The organism is Nocardia transvalensis NBRC 15921 (assembly GCF_000308875.1).
Classification (GTDB): Bacteria; Actinomycetota; Actinomycetes; order Mycobacteriales; family Mycobacteriaceae; genus Nocardia; species Nocardia transvalensis.
This window is the reverse complement of record NZ_BAGL01000002.1, coordinates 13,106-30,664: the sequence shown is the minus strand read 5'-3', so window position 1 is coordinate 30,664 and position 17,559 is coordinate 13,106. Positions and strand designations below refer to the sequence as shown.

At 66.7% G+C, this 17,559-nt stretch carries 17 protein-coding genes; 8 read left to right on the top strand and 9 right to left on the bottom strand.

Annotated elements, in window-relative coordinates; genetic code table 11:
* The first annotated feature begins 25 nt into the window (after positions 1-25).
* The 4 genes from ON41_RS00350 to ON41_RS00335 all read left to right on the top strand — a co-directional run bounded on the left by ON41_RS00350 (position 26) and on the right by ON41_RS00335 (position 5,131).
* Entirely contained in the window at positions 26-1,825 is a 1,800-nt protein-coding gene (locus ON41_RS00350; protein WP_040744024.1) for an ABC transporter substrate-binding protein/permease, read from the top strand.
* Entirely contained in the window at positions 1,822-2,547 is a 726-nt protein-coding gene (locus tag ON41_RS00345) for an amino acid ABC transporter ATP-binding protein (protein WP_040744022.1), read from the top strand. The genes ON41_RS00350 and ON41_RS00345 overlap by 4 nt, the downstream gene beginning before the upstream one ends.
* A gap of 95 nt (positions 2,548-2,642) precedes the next feature.
* Positions 2,643-4,703 carry a PhoX family protein gene (locus tag ON41_RS00340; RefSeq protein ID WP_040744020.1) on the top strand — a complete coding sequence of 687 codons (2,061 nt, stop codon included), beginning with the start codon at positions 2,643-2,645 and terminating at the stop codon, positions 4,701-4,703.
* Positions 4,704-4,834: 131 nt separating this feature from the next.
* Positions 4,835-5,131 carry a hypothetical protein gene (locus tag ON41_RS00335; protein WP_040744018.1) on the top strand — a complete coding sequence of 99 codons (297 nt, stop codon included), beginning with the start codon at positions 4,835-4,837 and terminating at the stop codon, positions 5,129-5,131.
* Between the two features lie 38 nt (positions 5,132-5,169).
* Here ON41_RS00335 and ON41_RS00330 read toward each other — a convergent pair whose 3' ends face one another.
* A complete protein-coding gene (locus tag ON41_RS00330) occupies positions 5,170-5,901 on the bottom strand; it encodes a glycoside hydrolase family 25 protein (RefSeq protein ID WP_040744017.1) in 732 nt (243 codons plus the stop codon).
* A 56-nt stretch (positions 5,902-5,957) separates the two neighbouring features.
* Positions 5,958-7,292 (bottom strand): glucosylglycerate hydrolase, encoded by a 1,335-nt coding sequence (ggh, locus tag ON41_RS00325; protein WP_040744015.1) that lies wholly within the window; start codon positions 7,290-7,292, stop codon positions 5,958-5,960.
* A gap of 254 nt (positions 7,293-7,546) precedes the next feature.
* On the opposite strand from ggh, the gene ON41_RS00320 reads away from it, so the two are divergent.
* Together ON41_RS00320 and ON41_RS00315 are read left to right on the top strand one after the other, a co-directional pair.
* A complete protein-coding gene (locus ON41_RS00320; protein WP_040744438.1) occupies positions 7,547-8,248 on the top strand; it encodes an SDR family oxidoreductase in 702 nt (233 codons plus the stop codon).
* Between the two features lie 131 nt (positions 8,249-8,379).
* On the top strand, positions 8,380-8,748 hold the full coding sequence (locus ON41_RS00315) for a hypothetical protein (protein ID WP_157185309.1): 369 nt from the start codon (positions 8,380-8,382) through the stop codon (positions 8,746-8,748).
* A gap of 57 nt (positions 8,749-8,805) precedes the next feature.
* On the opposite strand, the gene ON41_RS00310 is transcribed toward ON41_RS00315, so the two are convergent.
* Together ON41_RS00310 and ON41_RS00305 are read right to left on the bottom strand one after the other, a co-directional pair.
* A complete protein-coding gene (locus tag ON41_RS00310) occupies positions 8,806-9,123 on the bottom strand; it encodes a hypothetical protein (protein WP_063709809.1) in 318 nt (105 codons plus the stop codon).
* Positions 9,124-9,212: 89 nt separating this feature from the next.
* Positions 9,213-9,947, bottom strand: a complete 735-nt coding sequence (locus ON41_RS00305) for an SDR family oxidoreductase (RefSeq protein ID WP_040744013.1) — start codon at positions 9,945-9,947, stop codon at positions 9,213-9,215.
* Positions 9,948-10,062: 115 nt separating this feature from the next.
* On the opposite strand from ON41_RS00305, the gene ON41_RS00300 reads away from it, so the two are divergent.
* Together ON41_RS00300 and ON41_RS00295 are read left to right on the top strand one after the other, a co-directional pair.
* Complete coding sequence (locus ON41_RS00300) at positions 10,063-10,971, top strand: AraC family transcriptional regulator (RefSeq protein WP_051160808.1); 909 nt, start codon at positions 10,063-10,065, stop codon at positions 10,969-10,971.
* Positions 10,972-11,030: 59 nt separating this feature from the next.
* Positions 11,031-11,483: a hypothetical protein gene (locus ON41_RS00295; protein WP_040744011.1), complete on the top strand. Its 453-nt coding sequence runs from the start codon at positions 11,031-11,033 to the stop codon at positions 11,481-11,483.
* Here the strand turns inward: ON41_RS00295 and ON41_RS39870 are convergent.
* The 5 genes from ON41_RS39870 to leuS form a co-directional block, all read right to left on the bottom strand.
* Complete coding sequence (locus ON41_RS39870) at positions 11,476-12,312, bottom strand: helix-turn-helix domain-containing protein (protein ID WP_040744009.1); 837 nt, start codon at positions 12,310-12,312, stop codon at positions 11,476-11,478. The genes ON41_RS00295 and ON41_RS39870 overlap by 8 nt on opposite strands.
* On the bottom strand, positions 12,309-12,779 hold the full coding sequence (locus tag ON41_RS39865; RefSeq protein WP_246829421.1) for a DUF6879 family protein: 471 nt from the start codon (positions 12,777-12,779) through the stop codon (positions 12,309-12,311). Before ON41_RS39865 ends, ON41_RS39870 begins: the two co-directional genes overlap by 4 nt.
* A gap of 34 nt (positions 12,780-12,813) precedes the next feature.
* Positions 12,814-13,155 carry a hypothetical protein gene (locus ON41_RS00285; RefSeq protein ID WP_040744007.1) on the bottom strand — a complete coding sequence of 114 codons (342 nt, stop codon included), beginning with the start codon at positions 13,153-13,155 and terminating at the stop codon, positions 12,814-12,816.
* A gap of 576 nt (positions 13,156-13,731) precedes the next feature.
* A complete protein-coding gene (locus ON41_RS00280) occupies positions 13,732-14,556 on the bottom strand; it encodes an N-formylglutamate amidohydrolase (protein ID WP_051160807.1) in 825 nt (274 codons plus the stop codon).
* Between the two features lie 7 nt (positions 14,557-14,563).
* Complete coding sequence (gene leuS / locus ON41_RS00275) at positions 14,564-17,479, bottom strand: leucine--tRNA ligase (protein ID WP_040744006.1); 2,916 nt, start codon at positions 17,477-17,479, stop codon at positions 14,564-14,566.
* Between the last annotated feature and the right edge of the window lie 80 nt (positions 17,480-17,559).

Sequence of the window (17,559 nt, the reverse complement as noted above, 5' to 3'; positions counted from 1 at the left end):
GGATTTCCGGCTAATGTTCTCGCCTATGGTCCGTTTGCCCACTTCACGACCCCGTGCGCTGATAGCGGTGGTGTCGGCCCTGAGCGTGCTGTTCCTCGCCGCCTGCGGTTCGGACAGCAGCAATTCGTCGGCCGGCAGCGGGTTGTGCGCGCCGCCGGGCGTCGAATCGGCGTCGGCCGCACCGACCAACCTGGCGACGGGCGCCGAGGCGGGCGCGGACCGATTCACCACACCGAACACGGTCCCGCTCGACACGATCGACACCGGCAAACTCGGACTGCTCACCCCGGGCAAGCTGAGCGTCGGCACGCTGTCGGACGCGCCGCCGAGCATCTGCGTGAACTCCCAGGGCGTCTTCACCGGCTTCGACAACGAGCTGCTGAAGGCCGTCGGCGCGAAACTCGGCCTGCAGGTGGAGTTCTCCGGCACGGAGTTCGCGGGCCTGCTGGCGCAGGTGTCCAACGGCAGGTTCGACGCCGGGTCCTCCAGCATCACCACCACCGACGCGCGGCGGCAGCAGGTCGGCTTCACCAACGGGTACGACTTCGGCTACTTCTCGCTCGTGGTGCCGAACGGCAGTGCGCTCACAGGGTTCTCGGATCTGAAGCAGGGCGTGCGGATCGGCGTCGTCCAGGGCACGGTGCAGGACGAGTACGTCGTCAACACCCTGAAGCTGGATCCGGTGAAGTTCCCGGACTACAACACCGCGTACGCGAATCTGAAGACCGGCCAGATCGACGCCTGGGTCGCGCCGTCGGCGCAGGCTACCGGAGCCGTGCAGCCCGGCGATTCGACCTCGATCGTGCAGAACACCTTCAGCCTGGACAACTTCACCGCGTGGGCGGTCCGCAAGGGCAATCAGCCGCTGACCGACGCGCTGAACGCGGGCCTCGACGCGGTCATCGCCGACGGCACCTACGCCAAGCTCTACCAGGACTGGGCGCCGCGGCCGTTCCCGCCGGGATGGAAGCCCGGCTCCAAGGCCGCGCCGATGCCGCAGCTGCCGGACTTCGACAAGATCGCCGCGGAGCATCAGAACACCGACAGTCAGCAGTCGGCTCCCAAATCGACACTGGAGCAATTGCGCGACACGTTCTTCGATTGGTCGCTGTACCGCAAGGCATTTCCCGATCTGTTCAAGACCGGCCTGCCGAATACTTTGATCCTGGCGCTGGTTTCGGGGGTGATCGGCACCGCGATCGGCATGCTGCTGGCGGTCGCGGGCATCTCGCGGACGCGCTGGTTGCGCTGGCCCGCAAGGATTTACACCGATATCTTCCGCGGCCTGCCCGCCGTGGTGATCATCCTGCTGATCGGACTCGGGATCGGCCCGGTGGTCAAGAACCTCACCGGCAACAATCCCTACTGGCTGGGCGCGGTGGCGCTGGCGCTGCTGGCATCCGCCTATATCGGCGAGATCTTCCGCTCCGGCATCCAATCCGTGGAGGCCGGGCAGCTGGAGGCCGCGCGCGCCATCGGGTTCGGCTATCGGCAGTCGATGACGCTGGTGGTGATCCCGCAGGGCGTGCGCCGGGTGCTGCCCGCGCTGATGAACCAGTTCATCGCGCTGATCAAGGATTCCTCGCTGATCTACTTCCTGGGCCTGCTGGCCTCGCAGCGGGAGCTGTTCGCCGTCGGGCGCGACCTCAACGCGCAGACCGGTAACCTGTCGCCGCTGGTCGCGGCCGGCCTGGTCTACCTCCTGCTGACCATTCCGCTCACGCACCTGGTGAACTACATCGACCGCAGGCTGCGCACCGGGCGTCGGGAGGATCCGGTCGAGCCGGTGGAACAGGCCGTCATCACGGAAGGACGCGGAGCATGAGTTCCTCCCTGACGGGTACCGATCTGCATCTCACCCTGGGCCGCAACCAGATCCTGCGCGGTGTCGACATCCACGTCGACGCGGGGAAGACGACGACCGTCGTCGGCCCGTCGGGGTCGGGTAAATCCACGCTGCTGCGGGTGCTGAACCGGCTCCACGAGCCGGACTCCGGTGATGTGCTCATCGACGACGTCTCGGTGCTCACCGAGGATCCGGACAAGCTGCGGCAGCGCATCGGCATGGTGTTCCAGCATTTCAACCTGTTCCCGCATCGCACGGTCGCCGACAACGTGGCGCTGGGACCGCGCAAGCTGCGCGGGCTGTCCAAGGACGAGGCCCGGGCCGTGGCCCTGGAACAGCTGGAGACGGTGGGCCTCGCGAACCGCGCCGACGCGCGCCCCGGCAACCTGTCCGGCGGCCAGCAGCAGCGCGTCGCGATCGCGCGGGCGCTGGCGATGAAACCGGAGCTGATGCTGTTCGACGAGGCCACCTCCGCGCTGGACCCGGAACTGGTCAAGGGAGTGCTGGCGCTGATGGCGGAGCTGGCGTCGGGCGGGATGACCATGATCGTGGTGACGCACGAGATGGGCTTCGCCCGTTCGGTCTCCGACAGCGTGGTGTTCATGGATCAGGGCAAGGTCGTGGAGTCCGGGACGCCGGACCGGATCTTCGACAATGCCGAGACCCCGCGACTGAGGCAGTTCCTCTCCCAGATCCTGTAAGCCTCACCTAATTGGTCGGATGTTCACGTTTACGTCTCCTGGACCTCGCACGACCCGTTTAGCGTGCGCATCGCCAGCCCATGCGAGGAGCGATCGTGAATCTCAAGCCCCTGTCTCTGTTCGTGACGCACGACGGCCGGTCGTCGCGCTCCTCGACAACCTGCGCCTACAAATGTGGAAACGCGTGTTTCCACGAGGTGCCCAACACCTCGGCCGGTGAGTACTTCGGCGATATCGTCGCGTCGATCTCCCGGCGCGGGCTGCTGAAGGGCGGCGCGGCCGTCGTGCTCGCGACCGGCGCGGGCTCGGTCCTCGCGGCCTGCGGGGACGACGCGCCGAAGAACACCGCCGAGAGCAGGCCCGGCACCGGCACCGACTTCACCGCGGTGGCGCCCAACACCCAGGACGCGCTGGTCGTCCCCGACGGCTATCAGCAGTCGGTGGTCATCCGCTGGGGCGACCCGGTGCTGCCGGACGCCCCGGCCTTCGATTTCGCGAAGCAGTCCGCCGCCGCGCAGGCCAAGCAGTTCGGCTACAACAACGACTTCCAGGGCCTGCTGCCGATCGAGGGCCAGGCAGATTCCTACCTGCTGGTGGTCAATCACGAGTACACCACCGAACCGCACATGTTCACCGGCTACAACCCGGACGCGCCGACGGCGGAACAGTTCGCGATCTGCCTTGCCGCGCACGGACTCTCGGTCGTGGAGGTGAAGGGCGAATCCGCCACGGGCAAGCTGACGCCGGTCATGGGCCGGTACAACCGCCGCATCACGGGCACCTCCGAATTCACCCTCACCGGACCGGCCGCGGGCAGCGCGTTCCTGAAGACCTCCGCCGATCCGACCGGCGCGAAAGTGCTGGGGACACTGAACAATTGCTCCGGCGGGCTCACCCCGTGGGGCACCGTGCTGTCCGGCGAGGAGAACTTCAACCAGTACTTCTCCGGCGTGCTGGCCGATCCGATCGCGCAGGAGCGAGGCAAGCGCTACGGCCTGGGCCATCCGGGCGCGGGCCAGGGCGAGATGCCAAGGCACTGGGAGCGTTTCGACAAGCGGTTCGATGTGGCGCAGGAGCCCAACGAGTCCAACCGCTTCGGCTACATCGTCGAACTCGATCCGTGGGATCCGGCCTCGACGCCGATCAAGCACACCGCGCTGGGCCGGTTCAAGCACGAGTCGGCGAATATCTACGTCACCCCGGACGGGACGGTGGTCGCGTACTCCGGCGACGACGAGCGCTTCGAGTACATGTACAAGTTCGTCTCCGCCAAGAAGATCGAGCAGGGCGATACGGCGGCCAGCCGCAAGCACAACATGACCATCCTCGACGAGGGCACCCTCTACGTCGCGAAGCTGACCGGCGATCACGCCGAGCAGATCGACGGCACCGGAAAGGTGCCCTCGGACAAGGGATTCACGGGTAAGGGCCAGTGGATCCCGATCCTCCAGACCGGCGCCGACGGCAAGGGCGCGTCGCTGGTGCAGGGCATGTCCGCCGAGGAGGTCGCGGTCTTCACCCGCGTGGCCGGGGACAAGGTGGGCGCCACCAAGATGGACCGCCCCGAGGACTTCGAGCCGAACCCGAAGACCGGCAAGGTGTACGTGGCGCTGACCAACAACTCCAACCGCGGCACCGAGGGCAAGGCCGCCGCGGACGAGGCGAATCCGCGCAACCAGAACAAGAACGGCCAGATCCTGGAGATCACCGACGATCACAAGGGCACCGCGTTCACCTGGTCGCTGCTGCTGGTCTGCGGCGATCCGGCGGCCGCCGACACCTACTTCGGCGGATTCGACAAGACGAAGGTCAGCCCGATCTCGTGTCCCGACAACGTGGCCTTCGACCCCTACGGCAACCTGTGGATAGCCACCGACGGCAATGCGCTGAAGTCGAACGACGGCCTGTTCTCGGTGATCCTCGAGGGCGAGCGCCGCGGCGAGACCAAGCAGTTCCTGACGGTGCCGAAGGGCGCGGAGACCTGCGGCCCGGTGGTGAGCGAGAAGCGCGTCATGGTGTGCGTGCAGCATCCGGGCGAGGTCGACGGCGCGTCCGCCGACAAGCCCGCCTCCCACTGGCCCGACGGCGGCGCCTCCCAGCCCCGTCCCGCCGTGGTCGCGGTGTGGAAGGACAAGGGCGGCAGCATCGGCGTGTAGGTGCGGTGCCCTGGGTGTGCACAGGCGTGCACACCCAGGGAAACCTGTGGATAAATGCGCACCTGTTAATGTGTGGTTATCGCCACTTTGTTCTTTCGACATGGAAATTCCGCACGAAAGAGGGCAGTTCGATGACCACAGCGCATCTTCCGCACACCGACCACGGCCACACGCACGGCACGGGGTGTGGACACGTCTCCATCCCGCACGGCGACCACGTCGACTACGTCCACGACGGCCACCTGCACCGCGAACACGACGGCCACTTCGACGAATGCGAGCCGTCCGGCCACACCGAGCACCCGTCCCACGCCCACGTCCACGGCGAGGGCTGCGGCCACGTCGCCGTCCCCCACGGCGACCATGTCGACTACATCCACGACGGCTGCCGCCACGCCGCCCACGACGGGCACTACGACGAACACTGACCCCGGCTTACGCCGGGGAAAGTGACCGGCCCTGCCGACTACATATTGGCGAAGCGGGCGAAATCTCCCTGGGCACCGCTGTAGATGTTGATGTCCGCTCGCCCCGCGATCCCCGGGATCTGCCCGGAGTCGGTGGTCTGCCAGAAGGTCCAGGCGGGCCAGCCGCCGGGGACCTCGGGCTGATCATTGCCGCGGTAGTCGGCGATCCACAGGGGGTAGCGGGTGAACTCGTTGGTGTCGGCCATCGCCGTGCGCCAGAACGTGGGATAGGTGTAGATGATCGGGACCCGGCCGGTGAGCGCCTGCACCGTGTTCAGGTAGCGGTGGGTCCAATCGATGAGGGCGGCCGGCGGCAGCCCGCCGGAGTTCTCCAGATCGAGCACCGGGGGCAGATCCAGCGGGCCGTTCTGGCCCAGGACCGTCGTCGCGTACAGCGCGGCCTGCGGTTCCGGCGGCAGGTCGGGATGCGCGTAATGATAGGTGCCGCGGGCGACCCCCGCCGCGCGCATCAGCACGCTGTCGGGGACGAAATAGGGATTGATGTAGTTGAGTCCCTCGGTGGCCTTCACCATCGCGAAATGGTTGCCCGAGGCCTTCACCTCGAACCAGTTGATCATCCGGCCGTCGACATGTTGCCAGGACGAGACGTCGGGTCCCGTCGGCTCGGCGGTGGCGACGGTCGTTGCTGAAAGGATGCCGACTGCCGCTAGCGCGGGCAGGGCCAGGAGAGCGCGACGAACTTTCGGACGAGCCACGGTGCGTCGATACATGGGTACGAGCGTAAGCACCCGAGCCGGATGTGACCACACTCATCGCCGCGAATCGCTCAGCCCAGCCAGTCCAGGACCGAGGCCGCCGTCCACGACTGCTGCATACTCCCCAGCGGCTGGCCGGTGAACGGGTCGTAGTACTCGGCGAAGCTGCCGTCGCTGGCCTGCCGCAGACCCTCGGCGCGCAGCATGAACGAGCGCTCGGCCCAGCCGCGGCGGGCGAAGACCCAGGAGAACAGCCAGCTCATCACCGGCCACACCGGGCCCCGCCAGTATTCGCTGCGGCGGAAGTCCTTCGCGACCGGCGAGGTCGACGGCGGCAGCGCGTAGCGCAGATCCGGATGGCCGCAGAAGCGCGGGCCCTCGAACGTCCGCAGCAGGCTGCGTTCGGCGTCGCGGGGCAGGCCGCCGCACAGCAGCGGCGCGAACATGGCCAGGGTCTCGGTCGTGATCCACTTCCCCAGGCGGATGTCGTAGTCGCGCGCCGCGCCGGAACGCGGATCGGTGGTGGCGATGACACCGGCGCGGAAGTAGTCCGCCCACTCGTACAGTTCGCGCACATCGGCGTTCGGGAGCCGGTAGTCCTCGCCGATATTCGCCAGCACCTCGCACGCCAGGGCGAAGATCGCGGTGACGAATACGTCCTCCACAGCGAAACTCATCGTCGAAGCGAGTTGGAAATCGTCGTATCCACATCGCCGCATCTGCTCGACGAGCCACAGGTACCGGTCGTACTCGCGGTCGCTGGGCCGCTGGCTGGCATCGACCAGGGTGATGTCGGCGCGTTCGTAGGGAGTGAGGTCGCCGGGAACGACGTTGTCGTAGGCGCGGTCCCAGCGCGGCGAGTTGTCCATCCCCGATTCCCAGCCGTGGTACAGCGTGATCCGGCCGTTCTTCTTCGGGTCGCGGGCGTGGGCGAGCCAGCGATGCCAGCGCATCAGGTCCGCCCACCGGCGATCGAGGAATTCCTCGGCGACCGCGCGCGTGCTGCGGCCGTGGCGGCGGGAGTGATCGAGGATCCGCTGTACGGCGATCGCGTGCACGGGCGGCTGGGTGATGCCGGAGGTGTCGGGCCCGTCCGGGGCGTTGGCGGCAAGCCGCCGGCACTCCCAGCGGGCGGGGCCGGGGAAATAGCCGTCCACACCGTTGGCGAACACGATGTGCGGGATCATCCCGTTCTTCCACTGCGCCGACAGCAGCGTGTCGAGTTCGACCACCGCGCGCTCCACGCTCAGGGGAGCCAGGCCGACCGCGACGAATGCCGCGTCCCAGCTCCACATGTGCGGGTAGAGCTTGGGTGCGGCGCTGGTCATGGTGCCCAGATCGTTGCCGCGGAGGAGGTACGCGGCCCGGGCCGCGAGTTGTGTCGGGGTGAAACCGGGCCCGTTCATACCCCTATTCTGCGACGTAACCCGCAGGTATGCGCGTTGCGACGATTCCCCACCCTCCGGTCGACGGTGTGCGGGCTGTTGTTGGGCAGTTGTCACACTGTTCGCCTCGGTTCGTGATTCCGGTTGCCGAGATAGATACACCCGGTCGCCGGGTGCTCGCCACCCGAAGGGTGACTGATTGCTCACAGCGACCAAGCAGTGCATCGTCGGTGTGCGACGGGGGGTTACGGCGGTGCCCGGTTACCGTGGTGCCCATGTCCGTATCCAGCTCCGAAACCCCCAGGCCGACGGCCCTCGTCACCGGTGCGAGCCGCGGGCTCGGCGCCGCGATCGCCCGGGAACTCGCGCCCACGCACGACCTGCTGCTCGGCGCGCGCTCGGTGGATGCGCTGAGCGGCATCCTGGGCGAACTGCCCGGCGCCACCGCCTGGCCGGTGGACCTGACCGACTACGAGGCCGTGGCGCGCGCGGCCGCGCCGATCGAGCGCCTCGACGTGCTGGTCCACAACGCCGGTGTCGCCGAATTGGGCACCGTCGCAGAGTCTTCGGTTTCGGTGTGGCGAGAAACACTGGAGGCCAACGTGATCGCGGTCTCCGAACTGACCCGCCTGCTCCTTCCCGCGCTGCGCTCCGCCAACGGCCATGTGGTGCTGATCAATTCGGGTGCGGGCCTGCGCGCGAACGCCGGCTGGGGCGTCTACGCGGCGAGTAAGTTCGCCCTCCGCGCCTTCGGTGACGCCCTGCGCCTCGAGGAGCCTCGATTGCGGGTGACCTCGATCCATCCGGGCCGCATCGCCACGGATATGCAACGCGCCATCGTCGCCACCGAGGGCCGCGAATTCGACGCGAACGAATTCCTCACGGCCGAAACCGTCGCGCTAACCGTAGGCAACGCGGTCCTTACCCCGCGCGACGCCCACCCGACCGAAATCGTGCTGCGGCCGATCGCCCGCTGACCACCGGGAAGGCCGGCGACCGAGTGCGCGACGGGAGCCGACAGCCCCGGACACTCCGGCATGGAGTGCGGAACTCTGTCAGTCTGTTCGCAGGCCACGTATGTGGTCTCGAAAGATGAGGGAGTTCCACCATGATTCGTAAAATCACCATGACCGTCACCGTCACCGCCGCCATGATCGGCGCGGGCGCCGGCATGTCCCAGGCCGCGTCCCCCGCCCCCGCCCCCGTCCAGCCGGTCGCCGCCGGCCAGACCCAGGCAATTCCCGGCGAGGCCGTCGGTGGCGTCGTCGGCGGCGCGGTCGGCACGGTCGCCGGCGCGGGCCTCGGCGCGGTAGCGGGCGGCGTCACCGGCTGCGTGGCAACCACAGTCGCCTGCCCCGTCGGCACGGTCGCCGGCATCGCGGTCGGCGTCGGCCTCGGCGCGGCAACGGGCGCGGTCGTAGGCGCAACCGCAGGCGCAGCCCTGGGCGGCGCCATCGGCGGCCAAATCCCCGCCTGACACACGCGACGGCGCCCGGGTCCCGCCGGGGGACCTGGGCGCCGCCGCCTAGCCGCGCTACAGGTCGATTCGGCGGCGCTCCGCTGTCTCGGGGTCGATATCCCACGCGGCCATCGTCATGCCCCGGCTCGTGCGGTCGATCGGTCGTTCGACAGGACTGTCACCCGTCGGCCAGACCCGCAGCGCTCGGAAGTCGAACCCGTCCTGCTCCGCCGACTCCCACTCGAATTCCACATCCTGGCCGACGACCAGATCCCTGCGCTCGGACTTCACCGCCGCAAACGACACCCAGCATCCACCGGGAACCGACCGGGACTCGATTACGCCCCAGCCCTCTTCGACGTGCCATTCCCGCACGATGCCTGTCTCGCCCACCGATTCTTCTCCTGGTTCGACAACCCCTCGTGCGGCAGCACGCTACTCCGACTGTGAACAATCCCGCCTGGGATGAATCTTCCAAGGGGTCAGAACATTCCGCCGCCTGCGTGTAGGGTCTGGCCGGTGATCCAGCGGGCGGCGTCGGAGGCCAGGAAGGTGACGATGTCGGCGATGTCGGTGGGGTCGGCGAGTCTGCCGAGGGGGATCTCGGCGGCGATCGCGGAGATCTGGTCGGGTGGGACTGTGGCCGCTACTTTTTCGGTGCGCGTCGGGCCGGGGAGGACGCTGTTCACGGTGATACGGCGTGCGGCGAGTTCGGTGGCCAGTACCCGGACGAGTTGATCGCCCGCGGCCTTGCTTGCGGCGTACAGGCCGGCGTTCGCGCGTGGGACCACTGCGGCGCCACTGGAAATGACGATGATTCGGCCGTTGTCGACCACATGTCCGGCGGCCGCGCGCAGGGTGGCGAACGTGGCTCTGGTGTTGGCGTCGAAGACCCGGTCGTAATCGGCATCGGTGGACTGGGCCAGCGGAGCGAAATGGGTGACGGCCGCGCTGTGCACGACGACGTCCGGGTCGCCGTACTGCTGTCGCGCGACGTCGAACAGCCGGTCGACTTGCTCGGGCACGGAGACATCGGCGTGTACCGCCGTCGCCTCGCCGCCCGCCGCGCGGATGGTGGACACCACGGATTCGGCCGCCGCGGCATCCGAACGGTAGTTGACGACGACTGCGGTTCCGGCCGAGCCGAGTCGTTCGGCGATGGCGCGGCCGATGCCCTGCGCGGCACCGGTGACGATGGCGGTCGATGTGTGCGACATGGTGGTCTCCCTTTGACGATTCTGCTGTGCCACACCGACGTTATGGGCCGACAATGATCCGAACCATGGTGGAATGTGCCCGAAACATATCCGATCGGATCACTCTGGAGGTTCGGTGGCGATCGATGTCCTGAGCGATGCGGTGGCCGCGCTGACCACCGCCCCGGCCTTGTCCGTACTCACCCGGGCTCGCGCGCCTTGGGGATTGCGGTTCGGCGGACGGCAGGGATTCGGCTTTCACGTGATCGTGCACGGCGAGTGCCGGCTGCTCCGCGACGGCGCCGACCCGCTCCCGCTGCGAGCCGGGGACGTCGTACTGATGCCCGGCAGCGCGGCGCACACCCTCGCGGATGCCCTCGAGACGGAACCCCTCGATCTTGTCGTGGACGGCCGCATCGACGGGGTTACGGTCGGCGGCGACGGCGCGGAGACCGTCGTGCTGTCCGGGGCCTATCAGATCGAGCAAGGAATCCGGCACCCGCTGCTCGCCGGCCTTCCCGACGTGGTCCATCTGTCCGGCCCGCCGCGGCAACGGTTGCAGACCGTCGTCGAACTCCTGAGCGCCGAGATCGAGACACGAGACCCCGGCGGCGACGCGATCGTGGGCTCTCTGGTGGATGCGCTGCTGCTCTACATCCTGCGTGCCTGGTACGACGGAAAGACCACCGGATGGACCGCGGCGATGACCGACAAGGCGATCGGCCACAGCTTGCACAAGATGCACTCCCACCCCGCCGAACCGTGGACCGTCGACCGCTTGGCGAGCGAGATCTGTTTGGCGCGAGCCACTTTCACCCGCCGTTTCACCAAACTGGTAGGCGAACCACCACTGACGTACCTCACTCGCTGGCGGATGATCATCGCGGCCCGCCTGCTACGGCGCGACCGCGCCCCGATCGCGACCATCGCCCGGCAGGTGGGTTACACGTCGGAATTCGCTTTCGCCAAGGCATTCAAACGGGAGTACCGGATCGCACCCGGCGCCTATCGACGCGAGCGCCTCGAATCGGCCCGAGCGCATTAGGCTTAGGGTGTGGTCGGCGTCGCGACGCTCACTGCCCGGGGGCGAGCAGAGTACGAACGATGCTGTGCCTGTGTGCTTTTGCCGGTGACATCGCTCTCCGGCTTTCCTCGCTCCCGATCCGCGAATCGCTGGCGGCACATACGGTATGCACCCTGGGGGTCGCCGTCCTGTCGATCGCGGTGGCAGCGATATCGGTGGTCCTCGCACTGCGGTCGCGCACCATGCGAGTGGTCTCATGGACCATAGCTCTGCTCGCCGGACTCTCCTTTTCCGCGCAAACCGCGAAGCTGTATTTCGCCTACGACGGCCACCACGAGCTGACGTTCGTCGACCATGTCCTGACGACACCCCACCAAGCCCTCGTCTACTTCAACGTCCCGTTGATCCTGACCTACACCGCCGACATCCTGATATGGCTTGCCGCACTGGCCTTGTCGATGCTCAGCACCCGCGGCCACACGAATCGCATACGCAGCCCACATCGCCGGTTCACTGACTATTCGTCTAGGTAGCCCGTGCCTCGACGGCCTTGCGAATAAGATCTCGTGCCGCATCGCCTGTGACGGAATGACCTGCGAGGATGTCGAACGTTTGGTGATATGCCCTGATCTCTCGTGGTTGAGTTACAGCCAATTCTGCGGTGACCGTCTCGACGGTTACCCGGCGTTCATCGAACATAACGAAATTTGTCAGTTGCATCGGTAGTTCTGTGCCCGTCGGGATAATTCCGAAACTAACGCGAGGTAAACCCATTATCGCCATCAACCTGTCCAATTGCCCTGTCATCACCGAGTTTCCGCCGACGTTGTTGTACAGGGCGGACTCGCCCATCAATATATGGAAGAGTCGATCACCCTGATATAGAACCTGCTGGCGTTCCATCCTCTTGGCGACACCTTCATCGAGGTCGTCCGGAATCTTGTGAAATTTGATGGACCTGCGCAGGATTTCGTATGCATATTCAGCGGTTTGGAGCAGCCCGGGAATCAATGTCGGCTGATACATTCGCATGACTCTGGATTGGCGGGTCATGCGTAGGATTTCTTGCTGTTTCTGTTTTGTGCCGCCGCTGAGCGTGCGTCGCCATTCACGATAAGCGGCATCGATGTTGCGGAGCGTGGCGACAAGTTCGGGTATCTCGCCGTTCGATCCTGTGAGAGTGCACCAGGTCTTGATATCAGCTTCCGATGGCTTGGTTTTTCCGTACTCGATCTTCGGCACTCTCGTCTGATGCCACCCAGCCCGGCGGGCGAGTTCACTGCCACTCAGCCCAGCCGATAGGCGAAGCCCCCGGAGACGTTCGCCGAGGGCTTCGCGTGCTTGTTGAACCGAGTCTGTCACGAGGCGGGATTTACCGGCGCATCGGCGATGTACTCATCAAATGGGACGGCAGACTGCCAGAGAGTTTCCTTCACACGGCGACAATACGCCACAATTCCTTTGTCTGTGGTTATCGCCGCACCGGCGGGCTGCCCATCATCGTCTACCAGATTGAACCCGATCTTCGTATCATCGAACAACCACCAGTCGTCCGACGGGACGTCTGGGGCGAGATGGCGAGGTAGATATCGAATATCTTCGCCGGCTTCGATATTCCCGGCAGTAATAGACAGTAGCCAGCGCTGGTAATCACTGTGCGGCACGGTGACTACACGAACCCGACTTACTGTCACGCCCCGGCCGACGGTTTCCCGAACCAATGCAGTCCAGGGGCGCTTGCTGTAATCCGGCAGGGGCGGCTCTCCGGCAAGGAATCGGTGCAGTGCCTCGAGTTCGCCGGGAACCGCGTACGTGTCCCGCACCTCCATATGAAATGCTTCCTGCTGGGCTTCACGAAAAAGCTCAGGCCACGGGCTGGGCTGCCTCAATTGCACCGTAGTAAGTCCTCTCGGATTTCGGCACCTCGATGGCAGTCTCGTGGGCCTCCATGTTCATCTGGTCTACCGTCTCACGATCGGTGATCGGTCGACCGGATACCAGGAAAGTGCCTCTGCCCGTGTCGCTCATGGCCGCCCCGATGAACGTGTCCGGCTGGGCGAACCCGAGCAGCAGGTGAGGTATCTCCACCGTCGATGCTGGCTCGGTCCTCCAGCCGACAACAAGGTAGGTGCCCGCATCGGTCGCGTACAGCGCTGGGCACTCGCCGTCGCCGGAACCACCCTTGCCGAGGAATGTCAACCACATGGTGAGGCTCCTGTCTCAGTTAGGCGAATCTATGCTCAATCATCTCCATATTGCCTCGAGTGAGCGATGATGACCTGGTTTTAGTCTATTTGAGCATAGTTCGGCATAGATGTAGGCGAAAGGCCCGCGCCCTTCCTAGCGTCGTAATCGGCACCCGGGACCGGCGGAGCTATCCCGGCTCCGGGTCGCCTACCAACGGCTATGAGAGGTCGATATGGATTGGCGCACAAGGCTGTTCGAGTTCCCGAGCGGCGTACTCGAAGTACGTGCGTACGGCGGTGAGACTGCTGAGGATGGCCCGGGGGTCTACATGGAGTTCTATGGGCCAGACAGCGACGTCGACTCACTCCAGGGGGACGAACGACGCCGGAGGCCTCATGAGCTGGCAGGTTGGCTTGTTCGTCGTAGTCGCCCTGCCGGCTGCCGTATTCGTGGTCGCCGTGTTCTGGCCCGAGCCCAGGCCGAAGGACGAATCGTCAGTTGGCCGGGTCACTCGGCGACGGCCGCGACTCCGTCGATAACAGCGGTCGGGGAGTACGCACTTTCAGTGAGGCCCAAGGGGCGGCAGTCCCAGGTTCACCCTGTGGGCGGGGTGATTCCGTCGATCAGGGCGTTCAGGGACTTCGTGATCGCGGAGAGGCCCGAGTGGGGGGAGCCGCCGGGTTCGGTCATGTAGCGATCGCGGCGGATCTCGATCATGAGGGAGAGGACCTCGGGGGCGAAGCGGTAGTAGCGGAGGGGGACGTAGGCGCCGGTGAAGGGGGTGTTCAGGTCGACCTCGAAAGGGGAGAAGGCCTTTCGGGCGGCGGCTATGAGCCAGGGCGGGGTGTGGCGGTCGGCGGTGCCGAGGCAGATCTCGGGGCGGGGGCCGGAGTGGAGTTCGTAGGGGAGGCGCTCGGTGGGGTAGGAGTGGATGTCGAGCACGATGGCGCGGCCCGTGGCGGTGAGGCGCTCCTCGACCGCTCGGGTCATCGCCGCCGTGTACGGGTTGAAATACGTTGTCAGTAGCGACTTTTCGTGGTCGGCGTCGTATTCGCGTAATCGGTCGCCCAGGGACGTCCGGGTGTAGACCGCGCCCATGCCGACCGCGCGCATCTCCTCGCGCTGGTCCGCGAAGCGTTCGGGGTCGACCACCAGTCGCGACAGGTGGTTGGTGAAGACCCACGGCCGGACGGCGGCCGGTGTGGCCGCCTGTTCGGCGATCGATCCGGTGTGCGCGTCGGTCATCCGGTCGAGTTCGGCGGAAAGCTCCGTGTCGGACAACAGGATTCGGTCGCGCACCCCGGCGGGGACGATTCGCGAACCGTGGGGGACGTGCAGCAGCACGGGCGATTTCGGGGCGCCCGGCGACAGCGTGTAGTGCGCTCCCGGCGCGGACCGGGAGTGTTCCGCGGAAGTCACAGGCGCTCTATGCCACCACGTTGACCAGGCGGCCCGGGACGACGATGACCTTGCGGGGCTCCTTGCCGTTCAGGAACTCCAGCAGTTTCTCGTCGGTCAGGGCGGCGGATTCGATGGCCTTCGCGTCGGCGTCGGCGGGGACGCTGATGCGGCTGCGGACCTTGCCGTTGACCTGGATCGGGTACTCGACCGAATCCTCCACCAGCAGTGCGGGATCCGCGACCGGGAACGGGCCGTGCGCCAGGGCGGTGGTGTGGCCCAGGCGTTCCCACAGTTCCTCGGCGATGTGCGGGGACATCGGGGCCAGCATCAGGACCAGCGGCTCGACCACCGCGCGCGGTGCGCCCTGCGGGTACTCCTTGGTCAGGTGGTTGGTCAGCTCGATCAGCTTGGCGCCGGCGGTGTTGTCGCGCAGCGCCGCGTAGTCGCCGTCCACACCGTCGATCGTCTTGTGCAGCAGGCGCAGCGTGGCATCGGACGGGTCGGCGTCGGTGACGCGCACGCCGCCGGACTCCTCGTCGACGACCAGGCGCCACACCCGCTGCAGGAACCGGTGCGCGCCGACGACATCCTTGGTCGCCCACGGCCGCGAGGTGTCCAGCGGGCCCATCGACATCTCGTAGAAGCGGAAGGTGTCCGCGCCGTACAGGTCGTACATCTCGTCGGGGGAGACGGCGTTCTTCAGCGACTTGCCGATCTTGCCGTACTCCTGGAAGACCTCGATCTCGCCCTCGGGCGCACCCGGCCAGAAGAACTTCCCGTCGCGCTCGACCACCTCGGCGGCGGGCACGTAGGCGCCGCGCGCGTCGGTGTAGGCGTAGGCCTGGATGTAGCCCTGGTTGAACAGGCGGCGGTACGGCTCCGGGCTGGACACGTCGCCCAGATCGAACATGACCTTCTGCCAGAACCGCGCGTACAGCAGGTGCAGCACGGCGTGCTCGACGCCGCCGACGTACAGGTCGACGCCGCCGGGATCGTTCGCGCCGTGCTCGGCGGGGCGGGGGCCCAGCCAGTACCGCTCGTTCTCCGGCGCGGCCAGCGCCTCGGTGTTGGTCGGGTCGGTGTAGCGCAGCTGGTACCAGGAGCTGCCCGCCCACTGCGGCATCACGTTGGTGTCGCGGCGGTAGGTCTTGGGGCCGTCGCCCAGATCCAGTTCGACGTTCACCCAGTCGGTGGCCTTGGCCAGCGGGGGCGACGGCTCGGAGTCGGCGTCGTCGGGATCGAAGGTGACCGGCGCGAAGTCCTTGACCTCCGGAAGCTGCACGGGCAGCAGCGATTCCGGCAGGGCGTGCGCCTGCCCGTCCTCGTCGTAGACGATCGGGAACGGCTCGCCCCAGTACCGCTGCCGGGCGAACAGCCAGTCGCGCAGCTTGTATTGGACGGTGCCCTTCCCGCGGCCGTCGGCCTCCAGATGCTCGATGACCTTCGCCTTGGCGGCGTCGATCTCCAAGCCGTCCAGATAATCGGAGTTCACCAGCGTTCCTTCGCCGACGTAAGCGCCGGAGGAGACTCCGCTGGTAATCTCGGAATCGCTTGCCCCGGCACGTTTTTGGCCGGGGCCTCCCGCAACCACTTCCACGATGGGCAGGCCGAAGGCGGTGGCGAATTCCCAGTCGCGCTGGTCGTGGCCGGGGACCGCCATGATGGCGCCGGTGCCGTAGCCGCTCAGCACGTAGTCGGCGATGAAGACCGGGACCTGCTTGCCGTTGACCGGGTTGGTCGCGTAGCTGCCCAGGAAGACGCCGGTCTTCTCCTTGTTCTCCTGGCGCTCCAGATCCGATTTCGCCGCGATCGACTCGCGATAGGCCGCAACGGCTTTCGCGGGAGTGTCGGCGCCGAAGGTCCAGCGCTGATCGACGTCCGCCGGGTACCGCGCGGCCACCAGCCGGTCCACCAGCTCGTGCTCCGGGGCCAGCACCACGTACGTCGCGCCGAACAGGGTGTCGGGACGAGTGGTGAAAACCTCGATGGTCTCCCCCTCGGCGGCGAAGGTGACCTGTGCGCCCCGCGACCGGCCGATCCAGTTGCGCTGCATGGTCTTGACGTTGTCCGGCCAGTCCAGCAGGTCGAGATCATCGACCAGGCGGTCGGAGTAGGCGGTGATGCGCATCATCCACTGCCGCAGGCGCTTGCGGAACACGGGGAAGTTGCCGCGCTCGGAGCGTCCCTCGGCGGTGACCTCCTCGTTGGCCAGTACCGTGCCCAGGCCGGGGCACCAGTTGACCACCGAATCCGACTGGTACACCAGGCGATAGGAGTCCAGCACCGCGTCGCGCTCGGCCCGCGACAGCTCCGACCACACCCGGCCGTCGCCGGTTTCCCTTGTGCCCGCGTCGAATTCGGCCGCCAGCTCGGCGATCGGGCGAGCCTTGTTCGCGGCGGTGTCGTACCAGGAGTTGTAGATGCGCAGGAAGATCCACTGCGTCCACTTGTAGAACTCGGGGTCGGTGGTGGCGAACGACCGGCGGCGGTCGTGGCCCAGGCCCAGCCGGTCCAGCTGGCGACGCATGTTGTTGATATTGGATTCGGTGGTCACCCGGGGGTGCGCGCCGGTCTGCACCGCGTACTGCTCGGCGGGCAGGCCGAAGGCGTCGTAACCCAGGGCGTGCAGCACGTTGCGGCCGCGCATGCGGTGGTAGCGGGCGAAGACGTCGGTGGCGATGTAGCCCAGGGGATGGCCGACGTGCAGGCCCGCGCCGGACGGGTAGGGGAACATGTCCTGGATGAACAGCTTGTCCACCGGGGTCTCGCCACGCAGCGGGCCGACCGGGTTGGGCGCGAAGAAGGTGCCGCGGTCGTCCCACGCCCGCTGCCACTTGCTCTCGATACGTCCGGCGAGGTCGGCGTTGTAGCGGTGTGCGGGTACGTCGCTGTCGCCGGACGCTGTCGCGCCAGCGGTGTCGTTTGCACGGGTGTCCTGCACGGGCCTGCCTTCTCGTCGCCGATGTCCCCGGATAAGAGTTGGTCACCAGGGTAGAGCGTGCGCACGTCAGGCCCCAAAAA